Below are 6,753 nucleotides of genomic sequence, written 5' to 3'. Positions count from 1 at the left end.
TTAATCCGCTAACAATATCTAACGGGTAATGTACCCCTACATAGATTCTGCTATATGCCACAACAGCACTCCAAAGCAGCAAAATAAATATCAAGTTTTTGTAATAGGGCCTCAACAATAAACCTGCAAAAAGACTGTAGACCAAAAAGCCTATTAACCATGGCACCCAACCCATCATATATACCGGAATGGCAATAAACAGTACCAAATGAAGGGCCTTAAAACCCCAAAAACTGATATGGTCAGATAATTTCATTTTCTGAATTGGCACTACTCCGACCTTTCTGGTTACATATTTTTTATAATCTGTGAAAAACACCCAATAAAGGTATAACAGGGAATATGTTAAAATAAAATAGTAATGTTGAAACTGATGGATTTTAAATTTCTTTTGACTAGGTGAAAGGCGTAAAAATGGCCTTGCATTCAAGTCATCATCAACCCCATCCACATTGGTATAGGAATGATGAACCACATTGTGTTTGGTTTTCCACATGAAAACATTGGCACCTAGAAAATTAATGGACATTCCTGCTAAAGAATTGAGCCATGGCTTATCGCTAAAGCTCCCATGAGCACCATCATGCATTACATTAAAACCAATAAAAGCAGTCAAAGCACCCAATATTAAGCACTCTATAAGACCTAATACCCAATGTGGTGTAAAAAACACCAAATGAACGTAAAGCAATAGAAAAGACACAACCATGATACCTGCCTTTATGAAAAGGTCAATATTCCCTGATCGGGCAATGTTATGAGTTTTAAAATATTCTCCAACCCTTTGTTTTAAGTCTTGGTGAAAGGTTATTTTTGGTCTAGAAAATTTAGGCGTAGCCATAAATGTAAATAATTGTTTAATAAAATTGGAATGGTTGCTAGGCGCTAGGTTGCTAGGCGCTAGTAAATATAAAAAGTAGCCGGTGGTAGGGTACAAATATACTTCTAAATATACTACTTTAATCTGACATTTTCAAATGAAAGTGTATTCATCAAATGCATCATATCAACTTTGATGTATTCAATTATGGGTGCCAGTGAATCATTTTTCACTGCTGTCTGGAAGTATAACGCTCCCCGTAAAAAATGTTGTGTAGAATCAGTAACAAAAAATTGAAACTGAGTAGGCACTTCCCCGCTTAGCTCTGAGACAAAGCCGCTATAACCTTTGGGCGTCAATAAAACAGCTTCATCTATTCCATAAGCTTTGACCTGATGCTTGAAGGTCAAACTCATGGCATCATTCAGATAAGTTTTGAGCAAATCCTCATCACCATTGATTTCCTTATAGGTAAGGTGCACTCGGGCATCTAGTCCTGCGTAATGTACGTTGGTCCAGGTTTCTTCATCAAGGTTAAAGGAATCTCTTTCAATCTGCGCATAGGCGGAATGTTCAAACCTATAAGGTAAATTTTTATTTAATGAAACAAAATCCCGCTCTGGCAAATCAATTCGGTTATAGCCCGTAGGTTTGGGAAGGTAGTCTTCACTACATGCTCCCATCACCAACAAGACCAGCCAACAAAAGGCCAAAGCAGGATTTTGATATAGTTTTTTTAAAAAAACCATTGTTATTTTATCCAAGTCACTTTATCAGATATTGGGCTTCTCTTTCCTTCAGGCCAACCATCAGAGGAAGGCTTGGCCACAAAGAAAAAACCCATCAACATATCTTCTTCTCCCAGGCCAAAAAAGCCCTTTGCCTCCGGCCAAAATGTAGGAGCACCCGTACTCCAATAGCCGGCTAAGCCTCTAGCACTAGCAGTTAAGTACATGTTCTGAACAGCCATGGCTACGGAAGAAATCTCCTCCATTTCAGGAAGGTTTGCCCGCAGGTCTCTCTTCATGCCAATGGCAATTACATGAGACGCCTTTAAAGGGTTCTCTTTCAACTTATTGTATACAGCTTCTTTAAAAACGCCTGTCCTTTTACTACGCTCTTTGTATAAGTTAGACTGATAATCGGCTAATTTTTTTAAGCCCTCACCTGAAAAAACTACAAAGCGCCAAGGTTCTGTAAGCTTATGTGTAGGTGCCCAGTTGGCATTCTCCAATAGCTCCTTAATGACCCCGTCATCAACAGGATCATTTTCCTTGAACTTGGCCACAAATTGAGACCTCCTATTGCGTATAATTTTATTGACTTCTTCTATATTGAATACAGGCCTGTTGTTCATAAATAATTGCTTTTTTGAGATTGTTAATATCTTAGTCCAACCTTTATTCCGCCATAAAAGTTTCTTATCGCAGCTGGTTGAAAATACCTTCCCCCAAATGGATTTAGGTCATTCCCTAAGCTATAGGTCGCATTGGTTAAATTCTGTACCCCAAAATACAACTCGAGATCAAGGGCATTTCCTACATCTCCTCTCCAGCCTACCCTTGAATTCATCAAGTGGTATGCTTCCTGAAAAACTGTATTGGCATCATTCAGGGGTATATCATCCACAAACTGGTGGGTAAAGTTCAGGTAAAAACCTGGTTTGGTCTTGATGTCCAATTGATTCACCAATGTATGTGGAGCCACACCTGTCAAGTCATTTCCGCTATAATCAGTGTCCCCTTTTACAAAGTCCACAAATTCAAAATAGTGACCTGTAAATGAATGGGTAATTTTAGCCTCCTGAACAAATCCCATTTGTTTCCTGATCAAGGCATAATCTACCATCAACTCTATCCCTTTCTGATTGGTGGCACCGGCATTCCTAAAGAGTACCACGCCTTGCTCATTCACAAAGGGGGTGATGGTTCCATCCAGTTTGAAATAGAAAACCGAACCATCCACATTTACCCTTCCTTTATTGAAGCTGGAACGGTAACCCAGTTCATAATTCACTCCTTTTTCAGCTTCCAGATCCAAATTAATGGATCCCTCATTGGTTCTTACCTCATCTATGGTTGGTGGAGAAAAACCGGAGCTAATGCTAGCATGTAAGGCTGAATTGGGATTTAGTTTTGCAGACAAAGCTACCCTTGGTACAATTACAGGGTCAAATGTCCGCTTGGCATTGGAAGGTACCCCGTTGATCGCGTCAATATTTCTGGCGATATCAAAACTGGAAAAGTTCTCACTTAAACCTAGGGTCATAAGCAAGTTATCGGTAAGCTCTGCTTCTAATTGCTGAAATAGGAAGGCAGTGGTGGTCAGCAACTCATCCCCAAAGCGGACGGTATCAATCTGCCCTCCATTGTTCCCGAAATTCAGAGCAGAAGTCTTGGAAAGCTGGTATTCTCCACCTCCAATAAGTCTGACCGGAATATTGGCCCAGATGTCATCATAAGTAAAACTGGTTCTACCGCCATAGCTAAACTGCGTTTCTTTTTTATAATCCAGGTTAAAAGGATTCTCAAAATCTGTGGTATTGATATAAAGCGAGGTTTTGTTGTCCAGATTATGGTTAAACCTGTAGTCATGAGACAAGGTACCATACATGGATTTTTGTTTGATCGAAGCATTTTGGGCTGCAGAACCTGGTCTTGCCTGTTGTGGGTTTTCTGCCACCTGACCTGCTGTCAAAGCTCCCGGCAACTCATAGAAAAGGTCGGAATAAAGGATTTGTGTTGTAAGCTTCTGTTTCTTTGAAGGCTGATAGTAACCGGTTACTTGCACGACTTCTCTATCCATGGCCGTATGGTCTCTGTACCCATCCGATTTTTGGCTGGCATAGGCCACAGAAACCCCACCATTTTCCAATTTTTGATCAACTCCCAGGCGGTACCGAACCAGTCCAAAGTCACCTACAGATAGGGCAGCACTGATTCTGTTTTCATCTATGGACTCCTTGCTGGTAAAGCTGATTACACCGCCGTTTCCTGCACCATAGATACTCCCTGCAGGACCTTTGATTATTTCTGTATTTTGAATATTGGATAAGTCAAGCATGTTCAATGGAGTGGTACCATCTGCAGCAGTGAAAGGCATGCCATTCCAATAAACCTTCACATTTCTTACCCCAAAAGGAGCACGCAAAGAACTGCCTCGGATAGAAACCCGGTAACTGGCCGGAGCTCTTTCCTCTATCCGTATTCCGGGCTTTGTGTTGAAAGCCTGAACCAAGGAGGTTTCATTGAACCGATATAAATCCGATTCTGCAACCCTGGCGATTCCGGCAGCCTGCTCCAGCAATGGCCGTTCAGATTCAAAGGAGCTGACCAAAACTTCTGTCAAAGCATTTTCTCCTCTTTCCAAGTAAACCGTTACTTCACCTGAAGCCGGCACCAAAACTAATTGGTCAACAAAGGCAATATGTGAGAACAGCAAATTAGAAGGCTCAGTCAAGTCTACTGTCAATTCTCCCTGCTCATTGGCAGTCACCGCTTTTCGGGTGTCTACCTTTACTGTAACAAAAGATACAGGTTCTTGAGAATCAGCATCCAAAACCTTAATACTCGTCTGCGCCAAAAGCCCAAACGGAAGAAGCAGTATTACTATTACTTGTAGTGTTAATTTCATTTTTCGCTTTTTATAATAGTGGTGGTTAAGTTTCAACGGTAAAATTAAACCATTTTTAAGGGAAAGTACCACCAATGAAAAAAACCTTGGACTGTTAATCAAAAATTTAATAACTTGTTCCAGTATTTTCATTTTACCAAAAAAATATTATGGATAGAAGATCCGCTATGAAGCAATTAGCGATTCTTACCGGAGGGGCAGTCATGATACCTGCCTGCAACTTCAGCGAGGAATCCATTTTGCAAGCCTATCAAAACCTAAAAGTTACTCAAAGCGATCATGCTTTGCTAAGCCAAGTGACCAATACCATATTTCCCGGCACCACACTTAAAAAAGCCGAAGAATTGATGATTCCGGACTTTGTGCTGCTTATGAGTAACGACTGTCTGAACCCCGATCAACAAAACGGTTTTGTAAAAGGGCTTAAAGGCTGGGATGATTTTTCAAAGAAAACCTATGGCAAGGCATTTTCTAAAATGGACCAAAAAGAAGCCGAAGAAGCCATAGTGAAAGGAATGGCCTTGGAAGGAGAAAATGACAGTGAAGCCGGAAATACCCGCCAATTCCTGAATACCACCAAACGTTTTGCCTTGCAGGGATATCTTAATTCTGAATATTTTATGACAGAAATAAAGCCATACGAACTGGTTCCTGCACGTTTTTATGGCAGTAAATTAATTGAAAACGCATAAATTAGATAGGACTCAATGGCCAATTTGAATATAAAAAGCAAAAAAGATAACAGCTATGACGCCATCGTCATCGGCTCCGGAATAAGTGGAGGCTGGGCTGCCAAAGAATTTTGTGAGAAAGGATTGAATACCCTGGTACTTGAAAGAGGCCGGGAAGTAAAGCATGTCAAAGATTATCCCACCACCAACAGCATGCCTTGGGAACTTGAGCATAGAGGTGCCATTCTCCAAAATGTGAAAGAGGAAAACCCGGTTGTAAGCAGGTGTTATGCCTATAAAGAAGATACACAGCATTTTTTCGTTAAAGATACCGAGCATCCTTATGTTCAAGAAAAACCATTTGATTGGATTCGGGGCTACCAAACCGGAGGAAAATCCCTGCTCTGGGCCAGACAAGTTCAACGGTGGAGCGATTTTGATTTTGAAGGTCCCGCCAGAGATGGATTTGCAGTAGACTGGCCCATACGCTACAAAGACCTGGCACCCTGGTACAGCCATGTAGAAAAATTCATTGGTGTATCCGGTAACAAAGACGGCAAGCCCAATTTGCCGGATGGGGAGTTTTTACCTCCCTTTGAACTAACTGCCGGAGAAAAATACTTTAAGGAGTTCCTGAAAAACAATTACCCTGAAAGAGAAATCGTAGTGGCACGCTGTGCCCATATCACCGGCAACCAAGAATTCTATGCCAAGCAGGGCAGAACCCTTTGCCAAAACAGGACCCTTTGCCAGCGTGGTTGTCCATTTGGCGGGTATTTTAGTAGCAATTCCTCCACCCTTCCTTGGGCTGCCAAAACAGGCAACCTTACCATGCATCACCATGCAGTGGTACACACTATCATTTATGATGATGAAAAAGGAAAGGCCACAGGAGTAAGGGTGATCGATGCCCAAACCAAAGAGATGAAGGAGTTCTATGCAGAAGTCATCTTTGTCAATGCAAGCGCTTTGAATACCAATTTAATTTTGCTGAATTCTACTTCCAGCCGCTTTCCCAATGGTCTTGGCAATGACAGTGGTGTGCTAGGGAAATATGTTGCCTTCCACAATTACCGTGCAGGCATCTCTGCAGAATACGATGGGTTGAAGGAATACACTACAGAAGGAAGAAGACCTACCTCAGGTTATTTCCCCAGGTTCAGGAACCTCCACAAACAAGAAACAGACTTTTTAAGAGGCTATGCAGCGGGCTTTAGTTCCAGTAGGCGAACCATCAGTGATTATTCCGGCATAGGCGATGAGCTGGAAAAATCCATGGCAAAGGCACCGGAGTATGGTCCTTGGCGCATGGGCTCCCACATGATGGGGGAAACCATTCCTAAAGAAGAAAGTCAGGTAAGCCTGGACTCCGAACTAAAGGATGAATGGGGTATACCACAATTGAAAATTGCCATGGATTATGACGACAATGATGAGGCCATGATCAAGGATTATTTGGAGCAAATGTCGGAAATGTTTGAGGCGGCAGGTTTCACCAATATCCGCACTAGGGACGACAAACGTGCTCCGGGTCTGGACATCCACGAAATGGGAGGAGCCCGAATGGGCAAAGACCCAAAAACATCGGTACTTAATGAATGGAATCAAGTACATGCCTGTCCCAATGTA

General features: G+C 41.9%; 6 protein-coding genes. 2 read left to right on the top strand and 4 right to left on the bottom strand.

Annotated elements, in window-relative coordinates:
• The 4 genes from AAC037_RS17090 to AAC037_RS17075 all read right to left on the bottom strand — a co-directional run.
• Positions 1-841 (bottom strand): fatty acid desaturase (locus AAC037_RS17090; protein ID WP_339904258.1); only part of this gene is annotated, 841 nt, incomplete at its 3' end.
• Between the two features lie 113 nt (positions 842-954).
• Positions 955-1,569 (bottom strand): gliding motility lipoprotein GldD, encoded by a 615-nt coding sequence (gene gldD, locus AAC037_RS17085; protein WP_339680495.1) that lies wholly within the window; start codon positions 1,567-1,569, stop codon positions 955-957.
• Positions 1,570-1,571: 2 nt separating this feature from the next.
• A complete protein-coding gene (locus AAC037_RS17080; RefSeq protein WP_339904256.1) occupies positions 1,572-2,177 on the bottom strand; it encodes a nitroreductase in 606 nt (201 codons plus the stop codon).
• 23 nt (positions 2,178-2,200) lie between these two features.
• The gene (locus tag AAC037_RS17075; protein WP_339904255.1) at positions 2,201-4,453 is read right to left on the bottom strand and encodes a TonB-dependent receptor; all 2,253 of its coding nucleotides are present in this window, start codon (positions 4,451-4,453) and stop codon (positions 2,201-2,203) included.
• 149 nt (positions 4,454-4,602) lie between these two features.
• Here AAC037_RS17075 and AAC037_RS17070 point away from each other — a divergent pair, with 149 nt between their 5' ends.
• Both AAC037_RS17070 and AAC037_RS17065 read left to right on the top strand, forming a co-directional pair.
• Positions 4,603-5,145 (top strand): gluconate 2-dehydrogenase subunit 3 family protein, encoded by a 543-nt coding sequence (locus tag AAC037_RS17070; protein WP_339904254.1) that lies wholly within the window; start codon positions 4,603-4,605, stop codon positions 5,143-5,145.
• A 15-nt stretch (positions 5,146-5,160) separates the two neighbouring features.
• Positions 5,161-6,753 (top strand): GMC family oxidoreductase (locus AAC037_RS17065; RefSeq protein WP_339904253.1); only part of this gene is annotated, 1,593 nt, incomplete at its 3' end.

The organism is uncultured Cyclobacterium sp., assembly GCF_963976465.1.
Lineage (GTDB): Bacteria > Bacteroidota > Bacteroidia > Cytophagales > Cyclobacteriaceae > Cyclobacterium.
Note: the sequence above shows the minus strand (reverse complement) of the source record. Positions and strands in the feature narration are given on the sequence as shown.

What these genes read in the sequence shown, in the direction of transcription:
- gldD (WP_339680495.1), bottom strand. Translation starts at nt 1,569, where the DNA reads ATGGTTTTTTTAAAAAAACTATATCAAAATCCTGCTTTGGCCTTTTGT.
- AAC037_RS17080 (WP_339904256.1), bottom strand. Translation starts at nt 2,177, where the DNA reads ATGAACAACAGGCCTGTATTCAATATAGAAGAAGTCAATAAAATTATA.
- AAC037_RS17075 (WP_339904255.1), bottom strand. Translation starts at nt 4,453, where the DNA reads ATGAAATTAACACTACAAGTAATAGTAATACTGCTTCTTCCGTTTGGG.
- AAC037_RS17070 (WP_339904254.1), top strand. Translation starts at nt 4,603, where the DNA reads ATGGATAGAAGATCCGCTATGAAGCAATTAGCGATTCTTACCGGAGGG.